Origin of the sequence: Janthinobacterium sp. GMG2 (genome assembly GCF_033949445.1) — a bacterium.
Classification (GTDB): Bacteria; Pseudomonadota; Gammaproteobacteria; order Burkholderiales; family Burkholderiaceae_D; genus Janthinobacterium; species Janthinobacterium aestuarii.
On the sequence record NZ_JAXAWA010000018.1, the window covers coordinates 1 to 1,469 of the forward strand.

A 1,469-nucleotide genomic window follows, 5' to 3' on the forward strand; every position below is an offset into this window, starting at 1 on the left:
CGGTTAAGCTACCTACTTCTGGTAAAACCCGCTCCCATGGTGTGACGGGCGGTGTGTACAAGACCCGGGAACGTATTCACCGCGACATGCTGATCCGCGATTACTAGCGATTCCAACTTCATGCAGTCGAGTTGCAGACTACAATCCGGACTACGATACACTTTCTGCGATTAGCTCCCCCTCGCGGGTTGGCGGCGCTCTGTATGTACCATTGTATGACGTGTGAAGCCCTACCCATAAGGGCCATGAGGACTTGACGTCATCCCCACCTTCCTCCGGTTTGTCACCGGCAGTCTCATTAGAGTGCCCTTTCGTAGCAACTAATGACAAGGGTTGCGCTCGTTGCGGGACTTAACCCAACATCTCACGACACGAGCTGACGACAGCCATGCAGCACCTGTGTACTGGTTCTCTTTCGAGCACTCCCCAATCTCTCGGGGATTCCAGCCATGTCAAGGGTAGGTAAGGTTTTTCGCGTTGCATCGAATTAATCCACATCATCCACCGCTTGTGCGGGTCCCCGTCAATTCCTTTGAGTTTTAATCTTGCGACCGTACTCCCCAGGCGGTCTACTTCACGCGTTAGCTGCGTTACCAAGTCAATTAAGACCCGACAACTAGTAGACATCGTTTAGGGCGTGGACTACCAGGGTATCTAATCCTGTTTGCTCCCCACGCTTTCGTGCATGAGCGTCAATCTTGACCCAGGGGGCTGCCTTCGCCATCGGTGTTCCTCCACATATCTACGCATTTCACTGCTACACGTGGAATTCTACCCCCCTCTGCCAGATTCTAGCCTTGCAGTCTCCAATGCAATTCCCAGGTTGAGCCCGGGGATTTCACATCAGACTTACAAAACCGCCTGCGCACGCTTTACGCCCAGTAATTCCGATTAACGCTTGCACCCTACGTATTACCGCGGCTGCTGGCACGTAGTTAGCCGGTGCTTATTCTTCAGGTACCGTCATTAGCAAGAGATATTAGCTCTCACCGTTTCTTCCCTGACAAAAGAGCTTTACAACCCGAAGGCCTTCTTCACTCACGCGGCATTGCTGGATCAGGCTTTCGCCCATTGTCCAAAATTCCCCACTGCTGCCTCCCGTAGGAGTCTGGACCGTGTCTCAGTTCCAGTGTGGCTGGTCGTCCTCTCAGACCAGCTACTGATCGATGCCTTGGTAGGCTTTTACCCTACCAACTAGCTAATCAGATATCGGCCGCTCCACGAGCATGAGGTCTTGCGATCCCCCACTTTCATCCTTAGATCGTATGCGGTATTAGCGTAACTTTCGCTACGTTATCCCCCACTCTAGGGTACGTTCCGATATATTACTCACCCGTTCGCCACTCGCCACCAGAGCAAGCTCCGTGCTGCCGTTCGACTTGCATGTGTAAGGCATGCCGCCAGCGTTCAATCTGAGCCAGGATCAAACTCTTCAGTTTAATCTCTGTTACTTTGCCGTTTTACCGGCA

At 52.6% G+C, this 1,469-nt stretch carries 1 rRNA gene; it reads right to left on the minus strand.

From position 1 onward, the window contains the following. A 16S ribosomal RNA gene (locus SKZ59_RS28100) occupies positions 1–1,439 on the minus strand; the annotation flags it as partial. Positions 1,440–1,469 lie beyond the last annotated feature (30 nt).